The organism is Saccharothrix mutabilis subsp. mutabilis (assembly GCF_039521145.1).
Taxonomy (GTDB): domain Bacteria; phylum Actinomycetota; class Actinomycetes; order Mycobacteriales; family Pseudonocardiaceae; genus Actinosynnema; species Actinosynnema mutabilis.
In genome coordinates this window covers 77,351-90,967 of the sequence record NZ_BAAABU010000031.1, presented here as the reverse complement: position 1 = coordinate 90,967, position 13,617 = coordinate 77,351, and the positions used below count along the sequence as shown (strand labels likewise).

17 protein-coding genes and 1 tRNA gene are annotated in these 13,617 nt (G+C 71.5%); 6 read left to right on the top strand and 12 right to left on the bottom strand.

Going from position 1 to position 13,617, the window contains the following annotated elements; genetic code table 11:
- Window positions 1-103 precede the first annotated feature (103 nt).
- A complete protein-coding gene (locus ABD126_RS36300; protein ID WP_343939736.1) occupies window positions 104-1,030 on the bottom strand; it encodes an NAD(P)/FAD-dependent oxidoreductase in 927 nt (308 codons plus the stop codon).
- A 124-nt stretch (window positions 1,031-1,154) separates the two neighbouring features.
- On the opposite strand from ABD126_RS36300, the gene ABD126_RS36295 reads away from it, so the two are divergent.
- On the top strand, window positions 1,155-1,340 hold the full coding sequence (locus ABD126_RS36295) for a hypothetical protein (protein WP_343939734.1): 186 nt from the start codon (window positions 1,155-1,157) through the stop codon (window positions 1,338-1,340).
- A gap of 117 nt (window positions 1,341-1,457) precedes the next feature.
- Here ABD126_RS36295 and ABD126_RS36290 read toward each other — a convergent pair whose 3' ends face one another.
- Both ABD126_RS36290 and ABD126_RS36285 read right to left on the bottom strand, forming a co-directional pair.
- The gene (locus ABD126_RS36290) at window positions 1,458-1,793 is read right to left on the bottom strand and encodes a nucleotide pyrophosphohydrolase (RefSeq protein ID WP_337728859.1); all 336 of its coding nucleotides are present in this window, start codon (window positions 1,791-1,793) and stop codon (window positions 1,458-1,460) included.
- A complete protein-coding gene (locus tag ABD126_RS36285; RefSeq protein ID WP_343939731.1) occupies window positions 1,790-2,701 on the bottom strand; it encodes an AraC family transcriptional regulator in 912 nt (303 codons plus the stop codon). Before ABD126_RS36285 ends, ABD126_RS36290 begins: the two co-directional genes overlap by 4 nt.
- A 72-nt stretch (window positions 2,702-2,773) precedes the next feature.
- Between ABD126_RS36285 and ABD126_RS36280 the strand changes: the two genes are divergently transcribed.
- Window positions 2,774-3,577: an NAD(P)H-binding protein gene (locus ABD126_RS36280; protein ID WP_343939729.1), complete on the top strand. Its 804-nt coding sequence runs from the start codon at window positions 2,774-2,776 to the stop codon at window positions 3,575-3,577.
- A 21-nt stretch (window positions 3,578-3,598) separates the two neighbouring features.
- On the opposite strand, the gene ABD126_RS36275 is transcribed toward ABD126_RS36280, so the two are convergent.
- From ABD126_RS36275 to ABD126_RS36265, 3 genes are all read right to left on the bottom strand, one after another.
- Window positions 3,599-3,675, bottom strand: a tRNA-Ser gene (locus tag ABD126_RS36275).
- Window positions 3,676-3,999: 324 nt separating this feature from the next.
- Complete coding sequence (locus tag ABD126_RS36270; protein ID WP_343939727.1) at window positions 4,000-4,389, bottom strand: peptidase inhibitor family I36 protein; 390 nt, start codon at window positions 4,387-4,389, stop codon at window positions 4,000-4,002.
- Window positions 4,390-4,455: 66 nt separating this feature from the next.
- The gene (locus ABD126_RS36265) at window positions 4,456-5,235 is read right to left on the bottom strand and encodes a DUF72 domain-containing protein (RefSeq protein WP_343939725.1); all 780 of its coding nucleotides are present in this window, start codon (window positions 5,233-5,235) and stop codon (window positions 4,456-4,458) included.
- Between the two features lie 39 nt (window positions 5,236-5,274).
- On the opposite strand from ABD126_RS36265, the gene ABD126_RS36260 reads away from it, so the two are divergent.
- Window positions 5,275-6,009, top strand: a complete 735-nt coding sequence (locus ABD126_RS36260; protein WP_343939723.1) for an arylamine N-acetyltransferase family protein — start codon at window positions 5,275-5,277, stop codon at window positions 6,007-6,009.
- Here the strand turns inward: ABD126_RS36260 and ABD126_RS36255 are convergent.
- A complete protein-coding gene (locus tag ABD126_RS36255) occupies window positions 6,006-6,731 on the bottom strand; it encodes a DUF72 domain-containing protein (protein ID WP_343939721.1) in 726 nt (241 codons plus the stop codon). The genes ABD126_RS36260 and ABD126_RS36255 overlap by 4 nt on opposite strands.
- A gap of 75 nt (window positions 6,732-6,806) precedes the next feature.
- Here ABD126_RS36255 and ABD126_RS36250 point away from each other — a divergent pair, with 75 nt between their 5' ends.
- Window positions 6,807-7,094 (top strand): type II toxin-antitoxin system Phd/YefM family antitoxin, encoded by a 288-nt coding sequence (locus ABD126_RS36250; protein ID WP_343939719.1) that lies wholly within the window; start codon window positions 6,807-6,809, stop codon window positions 7,092-7,094.
- Window positions 7,082-7,501, top strand: coding sequence for a PIN domain-containing protein (locus ABD126_RS36245; protein ID WP_343939716.1), 420 nt, complete (start codon window positions 7,082-7,084; stop codon window positions 7,499-7,501). Before ABD126_RS36250 ends, ABD126_RS36245 begins: the two co-directional genes overlap by 13 nt.
- Here ABD126_RS36245 and ABD126_RS36240 read toward each other — a convergent pair.
- The 5 genes from ABD126_RS36240 to ABD126_RS36220 form a co-directional block, all read right to left on the bottom strand.
- Window positions 7,498-7,950 carry a hypothetical protein gene (locus tag ABD126_RS36240; protein WP_343939714.1) on the bottom strand — a complete coding sequence of 151 codons (453 nt, stop codon included), beginning with the start codon at window positions 7,948-7,950 and terminating at the stop codon, window positions 7,498-7,500. The two genes, ABD126_RS36245 and ABD126_RS36240, sit on opposite strands and share 4 nt — an antisense overlap.
- A 149-nt stretch (window positions 7,951-8,099) precedes the next feature.
- Entirely contained in the window at window positions 8,100-10,211 is a 2,112-nt protein-coding gene (locus tag ABD126_RS36235; RefSeq protein WP_343939711.1) for a 3-hydroxyacyl-CoA dehydrogenase NAD-binding domain-containing protein, read from the bottom strand.
- Window positions 10,208-11,428, bottom strand: coding sequence for a thiolase family protein (locus tag ABD126_RS36230; RefSeq protein ID WP_343939709.1), 1,221 nt, complete (start codon window positions 11,426-11,428; stop codon window positions 10,208-10,210). The genes ABD126_RS36235 and ABD126_RS36230 overlap by 4 nt, the downstream gene beginning before the upstream one ends.
- 88 nt (window positions 11,429-11,516) lie before the next feature.
- Window positions 11,517-11,966 (bottom strand): ABA4-like family protein, encoded by a 450-nt coding sequence (locus ABD126_RS36225; RefSeq protein ID WP_343939707.1) that lies wholly within the window; start codon window positions 11,964-11,966, stop codon window positions 11,517-11,519.
- Complete coding sequence (locus ABD126_RS36220) at window positions 11,963-12,862, bottom strand: hypothetical protein (protein WP_343939705.1); 900 nt, start codon at window positions 12,860-12,862, stop codon at window positions 11,963-11,965. The genes ABD126_RS36225 and ABD126_RS36220 overlap by 4 nt, the downstream gene beginning before the upstream one ends.
- Before the next feature lie 97 nt (window positions 12,863-12,959).
- On the opposite strand from ABD126_RS36220, the gene ABD126_RS36215 reads away from it, so the two are divergent.
- Window positions 12,960-13,617 (top strand): MerR family transcriptional regulator (locus ABD126_RS36215; protein WP_343939703.1); only part of this gene is annotated, 658 nt, incomplete at its 3' end.

The following is a 13,617-nucleotide window of genomic DNA, read 5'->3' as shown; positions in this document are numbered from 1 at the left end:
ATGGTACTGCACTCGTGAGGGTGTGGGAGAGTAGGACGCCGCCGAACATTCTTTCCCTCAGGGGCACCCGACGACTCGGGTGCCCCTGAGGGCTTTTGTGCGTTCAGGACCCGATGATCGCTTCGGCCAGCGCGGTGCCGGACAGCCAGGCGGTTTCGACCTTCGGCGTGCCCCACGCGTCGCCGGCAAGGCCGATGCGGTCGGGGCCCAGGTGGAAGGGGCGGTCGCCGGGAGCGGTGGGCCGGGCGAAGTCCCAGCGCCAGGTGTCCGAGAACGTCGGCTCCGGCAGGTCGAGCAGCTCGCGCACCGCCGCGGCCATTTCCTCGCTCGCGGCGCGGGCATCGACCGTGAAGCGGTCCGCCAGAGCGGCCGTCGAGTGGGCCACCAGGACGGGTGCGCCGTCGCCCCGGCGGCTGCCGTCGTCGAACAGGGTCGTCAGCACCGGGTGGTCGTTGACGAACGCGGCCGGGAAGTCCCAGTGGCGTTCGGCGAACTCGTACACCGCCACCGCCGACGGCAACCACTCCTGGCTCCGCGCCACCCCCGACACCTCCATCAGGTCGGCGGAGAGGAGCCGGGAGGCCTGCGGGGCCGGCATGGCCAGCACGACGAAGTCCGCGGGCTCACCATCCACGACAGGACCCGGCTCGACGCGCGACACCTCGTGCCCACGACGGACGTCCAACCCGTCCGCCAGGTCCACCACGAGCGACGCCAGCCCACCCGGAGCCGCCCACCGCATCGGCCCGGTCGTGGTGCCCCACCCGTCAGGGGAGTGCACGGCGAACGTGTCGGTCCACTCGCGGGCCAACCCCGCCGCCCGCCACCGCGCCACCACGGCCGCGAACCGGTCGTCCGACACGGTGAAGTACCCGGCGCCCGTGTCCACCGGCCGCCCGCGGCACGGGTCGCTGCACATCCGCCCGCCCACCGACGCCCGTTCCAGGACACGGACGGTCACGCCGGCTGAGACGAGTGCCCGCGCGCATGCCACCCCGGCGATGCCGGCTCCCACCACGGTCACGTTCACGTCGTCGTCCTCCACTGTGGCCGGTCACGGTCCCGGCCGGCTCGACCGCTGTCCGGGCGATCCGGTCGGCGCGACCGGGTGACCTGAGGTCCGCTCCCCTTTCGCGTCCCTACCGTTGTTGCCCATGACCGGCAAGTACGCGGAGGGGCAGTGGGTGGGGGAGGCTTCGGTGCGGTGGCGACGACGCGGGAGACGGGGCAGGCACGCGCGCGAGAGACCCCCGGCGGAGACGTCGCCGACGTGGGTGTCCGCGGTCCTCGGCGTGATCCTGCTGATCGCGCTCGTCCTCCTCCTGCTCACCTACGTCTAACGCGACTGGAGGGCGTCCAGGGCGATCGCCTGCGCGATCACCAGGCGGCGGTCCAGGCGCGGGTCGTGCACGCGGATCAGGTGCAGCGTGTCCAGGGACTGCGCGTCCATGGCCCCCTCATTCGACTGGCCGGAGGTCTCCGGTCGGGAAGCGCCGTTCGTTGCGCTCGATCTTGGCGAAGGCGGCCTCCACCAGGTCCACGTCGAGCTTGTCCGCCAGCCGCACGAGGTAGTGCACCACGTCGGCCAGCTCGTCGCGGACGTTCCACGCGAGTTCCGGGTCCTCCATGGCCTTCGCGGCCTGTTCGGGCGTGAGCCACTGGAACAGGTCGGTCAGCTCGCCGACCTCGGCCGACAACGCCATCACGAGGTTCTTGGGCGTGTGGTAGGTGTCCCAGTCGCGCGCGGCGGCGAAGCGGCGCAGGGCGTCGCGCAGGTCGTCCAGGTTGCTCATGCCCGCAGAGCTACCACACGGTGGTCGCTGGGGCGGACACCGCGTACCCGTTTGAACGCCGTGCTGAAGGCGAAGCCGTCGGTGTAGCCGACCGCGCGGGCCACCGAGCCGACGGTGGCGTCGGGCTCGGCGAGCAGGTCCGCGGCGACCGCCATGCGCCACTGGGTCAGGTACGTCAGCGGCGGCACGCCGACCGCCGCGGTGAACCGCTTCGCCAGCAGGGCGCGGGAGACATTGGCCTTGGCGGCCAGTTCGCTGACCGTCCACGCGCGGGCGGGGTCGTCGTGGATCGCCCGCAGCGCGGGGCCGACGACCGGGTCGCCGAGCGCGGCGTACCAGGCGGGCGGGTTGGCCTCGGGCCGTTCGAACCACTCGCGCAGGGCCGCCACCAGCATGAGGTCCAGCGCGCGGTCGAGGAGGGTGTCCTGGCCGGGCCGGTCGCGGCCGACCTCGGCCTTGAGCAGGTCCAGCACGGGGCACGGCCCGTCCGGGTTGGGCACCACGAACGCCCGCGGCAGCACGGAGAGCAGGCGGTCGGGGACGCTGCCGACGACCTCGTAGCAGCCGGTGATCACCACGGCCTCGCCGTCGTCGGCCAGGCCGTAGGTGCGGGTGCCCAGCTGCCACTGGTCGCAGCCGGCCGCGGAGGTGTCCACCTGCGGCGGGGTGGCGGGGTCGTCGGCGAGGACGAAGCCGCTGGGGCCGCGCACCAGCCCGACGTCGCCTTCGCGCAGCCACATCGGTTCCCGGCCGTCGGGGACGAGCCAGCCGCCGCTCCCGGCGATCATGACCAGCATCAGCGGCGTGTCGGTGACGTAGCGCAGGGCCCACGGCGGGGTGGCGAAGGAGCGGCACAGCTGGGCGCCTTGCGCGCGGACCCCGCGGAGCAGATCGGTGAGAGCGTCCACGTAGACGATTGAACATGTCATCGCGCTTCTCGGCCATGTCCCGTCCAGCACGATCCCGGCAGGCTTTGTGCCATGACAACGACCTTGGTCCTCGGAGCCACCGGCAAGACCGGCCGCCGCGTCGCCGCCGCCCTGGGCTCCGCCGCCCGTCCCGCCTCCCGCTCGTCCGCGCTGCGGTTCGACTGGTCGGACCCCTCGACGTGGGCGCCGGCCCTGGCGGGCGTCTCGGCCGTGTACCTGGTGCCGCCCGCGAACAACCTGGACTCGGCGGAGGTGGAGGCGTTCGTGCCGGTCGCCGTCGCGGCCGGGGTGCGGCGGATCGTGCTCCTGTCGGCCCGCGGCATCGACCCGGCGGACCGCCGCGAGGCCGCCGTCCGCGAGTCCGCTGTGGACTGGACGATCCTGCGCCCGGCGTGGTTCCAGCAGAACTTCAGCGAGGACTTCCTGTTGCCGATGGTCCGGGCGGGCGAGGTGACCCTGCCGATGGGCGCGGGCGGCAACCCGTTCATCGACGCGCGGGACATCGCGGACGTGGCCGTGGCGGCGTTGACCTCCGACGCGCACGCCGGCCGCGTCTACGAGCTGTCCGGCCCGGAGGCGATCTCGTTCCCGGACGCGGTGGCGCTGGTGGCGGAGGCGTCGGGGCGCGAGGTGAAGGCGGTGGACGTGCCGGAGGAGCCGTTCACGGGGGCGTTGGTGGAGGCCGGTTTCTCCCCGGAGTACGCGACGGTCCTGACGGCGTCCCTGGCCGCGATCCGCGACGGCCACGACGCCCACCTGTCGACGGGCGTGCAGGACGCGCTGGGTCGCGAACCCCGGCGCTTCGAGGACTACGTGAAGGCCACCGCGGCGTCGGGCGTGTGGGCGCAGGTGTGAGAACCGCAGTCGGCACGAAGGAGCACCCCACCGGGACTCGAACCCGGCCCTCCCGAGTAGCAGTCGGGTGTGCAGCCAATTGCACCTTGGGGACGTGCCGAATTGTGGAAATCTCTGGTGACGAAAACGGGTGAAATGAGAAGAGCCGCCCGGATCGGTTTCCCGATGGGCGGCTCCCCGGCGGCGGCGCGCCGTGCGCCTACGTCAGGGGAGCCGTGCCCACCAGGGAGTACATGGCCGAGAGACCTCGGTTGACCGGGAAAGCGACACAGGGCCGCCAGCCGGGGTGGAGCTCCGGGCTGCGCTTGTCCGTCATCACTTCCCCTCTCGGTCCGAGCCGGTTCGGGGTCGAGTATGCCCGAACCGCGAACCGGTGCACAATGATTTTGCGCGAATTCGCGGGTTCGCTCGGGGAAGAATGCTCAAGGGCCCCAGACCTCGATCGCGCGGACCACGAACGGGGCGTCCGGGACGTAGGTGCCCTTGCCCGGGTAGGTGGTGAACTCCGCCTCCGTCGAGCACGTCGCGCCCTGGAAGACGGTGGTGTCGCGGGTCAGGTTGTTGACGAACGAACGGGCCACCAGGCCGTCGGGCAGGGGGATGCACTCGCCCGGGTTGGCGGTCTCCAGGTCCAGGCGGGCCGGGCGGCCGGTGTAGCCCGTGCCGGGCCACGCGCAGAACTCGCCCCGGTCGCAGGTGGACGACTCCGGTTGCCCGACCCGCGTCTCCGGTTGCCTGGCCGACGCCGTGCCGCTGGACGCCAGGGCGGCGGCGGTGAGCACCAACGTGGTCAGCAGGCTGCGGGTCGTCATGGCGGGCACCTCCACCGGGTCAGCGTCCGGCGTTCCGGGGGATCGCGTGGTGCCGAGGGCGCTGGTTCACCTGATTGTGTGGGTGGGTTCCGGGGGTGGCCACTCGACGTCGAGGCGCTTGGCCAGGTTGAGGGCGTCGCGCGGGGCCATGACCTTGGCGTCGTTGTCGAAGTAGACGTAGACGTCGCGGGTGGTGGCCCACGTGCGGATCTTCGCCGCCCACCGGTCCAGGGACTCGTCGGTGTAGCCGCTGACGTACAACTCCTCCTCGCCGTGCAGGCGGATGTAGACGAAGTCCGCGGTCACGTCCTCCAGGTACGGGAACTTCTTGGCGGTGTCCGCGATGACGAGCGCGATGTCGTGCTCGCGCAGCAGTTCGGGGAGGGCCGGGTCGCGGAAGGACTCGTGCCGGACCTCCAGGGCGTGCCGCAGCGGCCGGCCGTCGTGCTCGCGGGGGAGGTGGTCGAAGAAGTCGGCCAGCAGGGGCGGGTCGAAGCGGAGGGTCGGCGGGAGCTGCCACAGGAACGGGCCGAGCTTGTCGCCCAGGAGGAACACGCCGGACTCGAAGAACTTCGACAGGGCCTGCTCCGGCTCGCGGAGCCGCTTCATGTGCGTGATGAACCGGCCGCCCTTGACCGCGAACAGGAAGTCGTCGGGGGTCTGCGCGGCCCACGCGCGGAAGCTGGACTCGCGTTGCAGCGAGTAGAACGTCCCGTTCAGCTCGACCGAGTTGACCTGGTGCGACAGGTGCTCCAGCTCGCGCCGGTGGGGCAGCCCCTTGGGGTAGAACACGCCCCGCCACGGCGGGTACAGCCACCCGGACGTGCCGACGCGGATCACGTTCATATTGACCTCCACCCAGGTCGAGGGTGCAAGTTGTGCGTCATGGACGACCAGACACTCGACGCCTACCTCGACCGGATCGGCGCGACCCGCACCAGCACCCTCGCCGAGCTGCACGAACTGCACTACCGGTCGGTGCCCTTCGAGAACCTGAGCATCCACCTCGGCGAGACGATCGAGCTGACCGAGGACTGGCTGGTGGACAAGCTCGTGCGCCGGCGGCGCGGCGGGTTCTGCTACGAGTTGAACGGGGGCTTCGCGGCGCTGCTCACCGCGCTCGGGTACGAGGTGGAGATGCTGTCCGCGAAGGTGTTCAACGACGGCGCGTTCGGCCCGCCGTTCGACCACATGGCCCTGCGGGTCGGCGACCTCCTGGTGGACGTGGGCTTCGGCCGGTTCACGCTGCGGCCGTTGGACCTGACCAGCCGCGCGGACCAGCACGACCCGATGGGCGTGTTCCGGCTGGTCGACACGCCCGAGGGGGACGTGGACGTGCTGTTCGACGGGGTCGTGCAGTACCGGCTGGAGCTGCGCGCGCGGGCGCTGGAGGAGTTCCGGGCGACGTGCTGGTACCAGCAGACGTGGCCGGGCTCGCCGTTCCGCAAGGGCGCGACGTGCTCGCTGCCCACCGACGACGGGCGGGTGACCGTGGCGGGGGACAAGCTGATCACCACCTCCGGCGGCGAGCGGCACGAGGAGGTGCTGGACGACGCCGGGATCGTCGAGGCGCACCGCAAGTACTTCGGCATCGAGCTGGACCGGGTGCCCGGGCTTTAGGACAGGCGTGCCGCGAGGGCACGGGCGTCGTGGGGAGCCGCGCCGTTCATGGTGTTGTCGAAGTACACGTAGACGTCCCGGGTCCTCGCCCACCAACGGATCCTCTTCGCCCACCGGTCCAGGGCCTCGTCGGAGTACTGGCTCACGTACAGCTCCTTGTCGCCGTGCAGGCGGACGTAGACGAAGTCGGCGGTGACCTCCTCCGGTTCCGGGAAGCGGCCCGCCGACTCGGCCACCACGAGCGCGACGCCCCTGTCCCGCAACAGGGTGCTCACCTCGGGGACCAGGTAGCTGCGGTGGCGGACCTCCAGGGCGTGGCGGAGGTCGGTGGGCAGGAGGTCCAGGAACGCCTTCAGGCGGTCCGCCCGGTACGGCAGGGTCGGCGGGAGCTGCCACAGGATCGGGCCCAGCTTGTGCTCCAGGTCCCGGACGCCGGAGTCGAGGAACTCCGCCACCGCCTCCTCGACGTCGCGTAATCGGCGGTTGTGGGTGATCTCGCGGTGCGCCTTGACGGCGAAGACGAAGTCCTCCGGGGTGCGGACGCGCCAGGACGTGTAGTCGTTCGGGTTGCGCAGCCCGTAGAACGGGCCGTTCAGCTCGACCGTGTCCAGGATGCGCGACAGGAAGTCCAGTTCCAGGCGCTGCTGGAGGCCCCGGGGGTAGAAGTCGCCGCGCCACTGGGGGTAGCGCCACCCGGACGTGCCGACTCGGATCTCACCCATAGTAGTCGGTTGTGCCCGGAGAGGTGACGATCGAAACGTGTAGCACGCCTGTAGCACCTTCACTATGATTGTGCCATGGGTGTCGCAACGATCGGGCAGCGCGAGCTGCGCAACGACAACGCCGAGATCATGCGGCGGGTCGAGGCGGGGGAGAGCTTCGTCGTGACCCGCAACGGGCGTCCGGTCGCGGACCTGGTGCCGCACGTCGAGCAGGGCGACCGGCCGCGGCGCACGCTGGCGGAGACGCAGGCGGAGTTCCGCAAGCTGCCGCCGGTGGACCTCGACCGGTGGACCGCGGACCGCCGGGCCGACGACGACGTCTTCGGCGCCGACGACCCGCTGGACGACCCGTGGCGCAGGTGAGCCGAGTCCTGCTGGACACCTGCGTGGTGATCCGGCTGGAGGACGTCGACTTCGGCGACCTCGCGCGGGCGGAACCGGTGATCAGCTCGGTGACGGCGGCGGAGCTGGCGTACGGCCTGGACGTGGACGACCCGGTCGAGCGCTTCGCCCGCACCGAGCGCTACTACGCGGCGCTGGACCGGTTCGACGTGCTGCCCTTCGACCTGGCGGCGGCGAAGGTCTACGGCACCCTGGCCGCCCTGGTCCGCCGCTCCGGCCGCAGCCCGCGCCCGCGCCGCATGGACCTCCAGATCGCCGCCACCGCCGCGGCCCACGGCCTGCCGGTGTTGACGAGCAACGTCAAGGACTTCGCCGGCCTGGACCGGGTGGTCGAGGTGATCGGCGTCCACCCGGTGGTCACCCGTTAGAACCCCGCGCCGTCCAGCGCTCCGGTGACCACGCGGTCCACCTGGTCCTGCTGGGGGTCGTGCGCCAGGGCCACCGTGCACGGGCACTGGGACAGGTCGTTGCCGCACAGGTACACGCCCAGCACGCGCAGGCTGCGGGCGGTCTGGCGCAGGCGGGCCGCGCCGCGCAGGTGGACCTGGCCGTAGACGGCCTTCGCGAGCTGGTACGGCGCGCTGGGGCCCAGGTCCACGCAGGCCTGGCTGTCCAGCTCCTCGGCCACGTGCGCGATCGGGCGGCAGCCGCAGGCCCGTGCGGAGCGGACCAGGCGCTGGTCCAGGCGGGACACCAGGCGGCGGGCGACCTCGTCGCGCCAGCGGCGGTCGCTGCTCAGGAACGCCACGAGTTCCTCGACGCGCAGCGGGTCGGGGTGGGGGCGGCGGGCTCGGGTTCTTCGTCGGTGCGCAGTCATGAGCACCAAGGTCGGCCACGCCGAAACCTCTGTGAGGGATCCTCACTCGGGTGCGCACCCACCGCACCCGCAAGAGGGAACTGCCGATGACGCACCGCGCCCGGCCGTCCCACGATGGGGGACGACCGGGCGCGGAGGGTGAACCGGGGTCAGGCCGGGACGGAGGCCACGCCGGGGGCGAGGAACCGCTTGCCGGTGACCTTCTCCGAGATGCCGGAGCGGTCCAGGTACGGGGTGATGCCGCCCAGCCAGAACGGCCAGCCCGCGCCCAGGATCATGCACAGGTCGATGTCCTGCGCCTCGGCGACCACGCCCTCGTCCAGCATGAGGCGGATCTCCTCGGCCAGCGCCTCCAGCGCGCGCGCCTTGACCTCTTCACCGGTCAGCGGCTTGTCGCCGAACTGCCACAGCGCCTGCACCTCGGGGTCGACGGTCTGCTTGCCCGTCGAGTCCCACTGCCACACCGCGTTCTTGCCGGCGGCCACGAACGCCTTCATGTTCTCCGACACGCCGAAGCGGTCCGGGAACGCGCGGTTCATGGTCTCGGCCACGTGCAGCGCCACCGGCGCGCCGACGAGTTGCAGCAGCACCAGCGGGGTCATCGGCAGGCCGAGCGACTCGGTCGCCTTGTCCGCCACCTCGAACGGCGTGCCCTCGTCGATGGACTTGACGACCTCGCCCATGAACCGGGTCAGCAGCCGGTTCACCACGAACGCCGGCGCGTCCTTGACCAGCACGGACGACTTCTTCAGCTGCTTGCCCACCGCGAAGGCGGTGGCCAGCGTCGCGTCGTCGGTCCGCGCCGCGCGGACGATCTCCAGCAGCGGCATGACCGCGACCGGGTTGAAGAAGTGGAAGCCCACGACCCGCTCGGGGTGCTTGAGGCCGGCCGCCATGTCCGTGATGGACAGCGAGGAGGTGTTGGTGGCCAGCACCGCCTCCGGCGACACGTGCTCCTCGACCTCGGCGAACACCTTCTGCTTGACGCCCAGGTCCTCGAACACGGCCTCGATCACGAAGTCCGCGTCGGCGAACGCGGCCTTGTCCAGCGAGCCGGACACCAGCGCCTTGAGGCGGTTGGCCTTGTCCTGCGACACGCGGCCCTTGCCGAGCAGCTTGTCGATCTCGCCGTGGACGTAGCCGACGCCCTTGTCCACGCGCGCCTGGTCGATGTCGGTCAGCACGACCGGCACCTCCAGCCGACGGGCGAACAGCAGCGCCATCTGCGAGGCCATCAGGCCCGCGCCCACGATGCCGACCTTGGTGACCTTGCGGGCCAGCGACTTGTCCGGCGCGCCGGCGGGCTTCTTGGCCCGCTTCTGCACCAGGTTGAACGAGTACAGGCCGGCGCGCAGCTCGTCGCTCATCACGACGTCGGCCAGCGCCTCGGTCTCGGCCGCGTAGCCGCGGTCGAGGTCGTTCTCGCGGGCCAGCTCCAGCAGCTCCAGCGCCTTCAGGGCACCGGGGGCCGCGCCCTTGGTCTTGCCCTCGACGATGGCCTTGGCACGGGCCACGGCCGCGTCCCACGCCTCGCCGCGGTCAATCTCCTTGCGGGCGGGCACGATCTCGCCGGTGACGACCTTCGCCAGCCACAGCAGCGACTGCTCGATGTAGTCGGCCGACTCGAACAGCACGTCCGCGATGCCCAGGTCCAGCGCCTGCTTGGGGTTGAGCATCTTGTTCTGGTTCAGCGCGTTCTCGAAGATCACGGTGACCGCGTCGTTCGCGCCGATCAGGTTGGGCAGCAGCTGCGTGCCGCCCCAGCCCGGGAACAGGCCCAGGAACACCTCGGGCAGCGCGATGGCCGCCGCGTTGGCCGCCAGCGTCCGGTAGTGGCACGACAGCGCCAGCTCCAGGCCGCCGCCCATGACCGCGCCGTTGACGAAGGCGAAGGTCGGGACGGTCGACTCGGTGAACTTGCGGAACACGTCGTGGCCGAGCTTGCCGATGGTCAGCGCCTGCTCGCGGGCCGACGCGCCCTCCACGGCGGTCAGGTCCGCGCCCACGGCGAAGATGAACGGCTTGCCGGTCACCGCGATGGCCACCGGCGACGCCGCCGCGGCCTCGTCGAACGCCGCGCTCAGGCTCACCAGCGACTGCGGGCCGAACGTGGACGGCCGGGTGTGGTCGTGGCCGTTGTCCAGCGTGATCAGCGCGACCGGGCCGGCCAGGCCGGGTACGGAGACCAGGCGGGTCCTGGCGTGGGTGACGACCTCGTCGGGGAAGAGGGCCTTGGCCTCGTCGGCGGTCAACGTGGTCACTTGGCTGCTCCGTTCCAGTGCGGGTTCTCCCAGATCACGGTCCCGCCCATGCCGATGCCGATGCACATGGTGGTGATGCCGTAGCGCACGTCCGGCCGCTCCGCGAACTGCCGGGACAGCTGGGTCATCAGGCGCACGCCCGAGGACGCCAGCGGGTGGCCGGTGGCGATCGCGCCGCCCCACTGGTTGACCCGCGGGTCGTCGTCGGCGATGCCGAAGTGGTCGAGGAAGGCGAGCACCTGTACGGCGAACGCCTCGTTGATCTCGAACAGGCCGATGTCTTCGATGGTCAGGCCCGCGCGCTTGAGGGCCTTCTCCGTCGCCGGCACCGGGCCGACGCCCATGACCTCGGGCTCGACACCCATGAAGGAGTAGCCGACCAGGCGCATGCCGACCGGCAGGCCCAGCTCGTTGGCGGTCTCCTCGTCGGCCAGGATGCAGCCGGTCGCGCCGTCGTTCAGGCCGGCCGCGTTGCCCGCGGTGACCCGGCCGTGCGGGCGGAACGGCGTCTTGAGCTTGGCCAGGTCCTCGACCGTGGTGCCCGGTCGCGGCGGCTCGTCGGCGGTCGCGAGGCCCCAGCCGTGCTCGGCGGAGCGCGTGGCGACCGGCACCAGCTCGGGGCCGATCTTGCCGTTCTTCAGCGCGTCGGCGTACTTGGCCTGGGAGGCCGCGGCGTACGCGTCGGCGCGCTCCTTGGTGATGTGCGGGAACCGGTCGTGCAGGTTCTCCGCCGTGTTGCCCATGACCAGCGCGGACGGGTCGACGAGCTGGTCGGCCAGGAACCGCGGGTTGGGGTCGACGCCCTCGCCCATCGGGTGGCGGCCCATGTGCTCCACGCCGCCCGCGATCACCACGTCGTAGGCGCCGAACGCGATGCCGCTCGCGGCGGTCGTCACGGCCGTCATCGCGCCCGCGCACATGCGGTCGATGGCGTAGCCGGGCACCGACTTGGGCAGGCCCGCGAGCAGCGCCGCGGTCCGGCCGATGGTCAGGCCCTGGTCGCCGATCTGGGTCGTGGCCGCGATGGCGACCTCGTCCACCCGCTCCGGCGGCAGCTCGGGGTGGCGGCGCAGCAGCTCGCGGATCACCTTGACCACCAGGTCGTCGGCACGGGTCTCCGCGAAGATTCCCTTGGGGCCGGCCTTGCCGAACGGCGTCCGCACACCGTCCACGAAGACCACGTTTCGAACGCGTGCCGGCGCTACTGGTGCGGCCACGGCGTCTCCTCCACTTGTGGTGACGTTCTTCCCGCCGATCGGGCGGGGCGCGACTCCTACCGATCGGTAACACCAACTCTAGACCCTGTTACTCGTCGGTAACCACAGTGGTCGCCCTGTCGGGTGTGTCACAGAACGCCCGGATGACCAGGAACAGGGCGAACCCGAACGGCGACAGGATGATCGTGAAGACCAGCAGGGGTCCCATGAGCAGCGGGTGCACGTTCAGCCTTCGGCCCTCCCGGTACATCCACGCGCCGATCAACAGGTCCCAGGCGAGCACCTGCGCCCACACCGCCGAGGTGCCCCAGTCGGTGCCGACGAACGCCTTCACGCCCGCCAGGCTCGGGTTGCTCATCGTCGCCCACAACTCCGGCAGGTGCCCGGCGACCAGGACCGTGTAGACGACCAGCAGCGGCACGGCGATCAGCGGCGAGGACGCGATCCGGTGGGTCCACCGCCACTTCGGGGCGAAGACCATCAGCGCCCAGAACGGGACGGTGAGCGGGAAGGCGACGTCGAACAGGAACTGGCTCATGCGGCCACGGGCTCCTTGGGCTCGGCGGGCGTGGTGTCCTTCGTGCGCAGTGCCCAGGCTGCCGCCAGGACGGTCGCGGTGACGAGTAGCAGGAATGCGGTCCACGTGGTCGCGTCCGGCCCGAACAGCGGCTGACCGCGCAGCGCCTGCCAGGTGGTCAGGGCGGTGAGGCCGAGGTAGCTCGCGCCGGCGACCCACACGACGCGGGTGTTGGCGCGGGGGCCGAGCAGCAGCACGAGCAGCGGCAGCACCTGGAGGGCGTGGATGCCGACGAAGTGCGGGACGCGCAGGTCGCCGCCGGCCGTGCTCCAGCCGGTGGCCGGCATGTACGGGCCGCCGTCGGGAACGCCGACGCTGTGCGCGCCCGCGACGCCCGCGACACCGGACTCCTGGCGCGCCATGAGCTGGCCCAGCGCCAGGCCGATGAGCGCGATGCCCAGGCCGAGCCGGATCGCGAGGCCCGCGGGGCGGTTCTCGAACCGGGAGAACGCGAGGACGAGGGCGACGACCGCGTGCATGACCCAGACGACGAGGATGGTGGCCGCCATGGTGACCCAGAGGACCGCGTCGAAGTCGGTGGCGACGTTGAAGTGGCTGCGCCGGCCGCGCAGGACCTGGCCGACGATGATCACCATCTCGACCGTCCCGCCGACGGCGATCACCGTGCCGGCCCACCGGCCGAGCCTGGTGAAGCGGGTGGCGAACGTGAGCATCCAGGCCAGCGCCACCCCGTACAGGCCCAGGGAGACCCCGAACTTGAACGGCTTGAACCAGATCGGCGAACCGGCCAGGATCCGGTCGTCGACGACCATGCCGACCGCGCTTGCCAGCGCGAGCGCGGCCATGAGCAGGGAGAACAGCATCAGCGGCGGGTGCCAGCGGAGGAAGCGGGTCATCGTGGCTCCAAGGAATGGATAGCGGCACTTTCTACTATCGGATAGTTACACTGTCCATTCTGAGAGTCGTCTCAGCTTCGACCGGATTCGAGGACGCATGCGCATCGCGGAACTGAGCCGCCGGACCGGCGTGCCCGTGCCGACGATCAAGTACTACCTGCGGGAGGGCCTGCTCCCGGCGGGCGAGCTGACCAGCCCCAACCAGGCCCGCTACGGCGAGGTCCACCTGCACCGGCTGCGGCTGGTGCGGGCGTTGGCGGAGGTCGGCGGGCTGTCGATCGCGGCGGTGCGCGAGGTGCTGGGGGCGCTGGACGACCCGGAGAAGTCGCTGCACAAGGCGATGGGGACGGTCGAGCGGGCCGTGGTGGGCACCGGTGCCGCGCCGACCGACGAGGTGGCCCACGCGCAGGCCAGGGCGTTCGTCGAGGCGCAGGGCTGGACCTACCGGCCGCGCTCGGACGCCTTCCAGTCCCTGGTCCAGGTCATCGCGACCGCGCGAGAGCTGGGGCACGAGTCGTTCGTGGGCCAGCTGGACGGCTACGCGCGCGCCGCCGGGCCGCTGGCCGAGCAGGACCTGGACTACGCGCTGAGCGGGCGGACCAGGGACGCGGCCATGGAGATCGTCGTGCTGGGGACCGTGCTGGGCGACGCGGCCTTCGCGGTCGTCCGCCGCCTGGCCCGCCGCGAAGCCTCCGGCCTGCGCGACGACCCGGGGCAAGCCGATCCGACGTGCGAAGACCGCGCCGAACCCGACG